Source organism: Candidatus Symbiopectobacterium sp. NZEC135 (assembly GCF_025962695.1).
Map to the genome: position 1 here is coordinate 1 of NZ_JAGFPF010001164.1, position 679 is coordinate 679.

Sequence of the window (679 nt, forward strand, 5' to 3'; positions counted from 1 at the left end):
GGCATATCGGGATGTCGCACAATATTGTGCGGCTGTTGAAGAATTTCGTCGGAGCTGTAACCGCTGGCGGTAATAAAGTCGGCATTGGCATAGGTAATATGTCCGGTCGGTGTTGTGACCGACATTAATTTAGCTTTTTCATCTAATGGATACTGAATGTCGCTTACAGGAAAGTTCTTTCGCATTTGCCAGTCCTTTTCGTTAATGCCAATACGACAGCGATAAAGGTTCGAATGATAATGACAATACACATAACCCCGCTCAGGCTGATTACCCGCAAATACCGGAAACCGTGAGGAGGCTAATGACTTTTTTGTGATAATGGCGAAGCGTGATAAATAACAAAAAACGACCCTATTCATTATAGGTGACGTCCAGAATTTTGAAGGGTGCAGCAATGTTTTTCGTGTGAGAAAAAAAGACCGGACAGTGTCCCTATCCGGCCCTGAACCGAGGGATTAACGCGGGGCGTTGAAAACGGAAATGGCGCGGGCCATATCGGCAATTTGTCGCTCCAACTGATCGGTCGCGCTGTGCGACTGTCCCGCTAATACCGTATTTTGATGGGTCAGTTCATCAATCTTGGTGACCGCGCTGTTGATCTGATTCAGCCCGTGTGATTGCTCCTGCGTGGCAAGGCTGATCTCTTGCATCAAATTGGTGACACGCTGCACCTGCT

At 47.6% G+C, this 679-nt stretch carries 2 pseudogenes; both read right to left on the bottom strand.

Annotated elements, in window-relative coordinates:
- Positions 1-185: pseudogene (locus J5224_RS33100) on the bottom strand (chemotaxis protein); the annotation flags it as partial.
- A 273-nt stretch (positions 186-458) separates the two neighbouring features.
- A pseudogene (locus tag J5224_RS33105) lies at positions 459-679 on the bottom strand (chemotaxis protein); the annotation flags it as partial.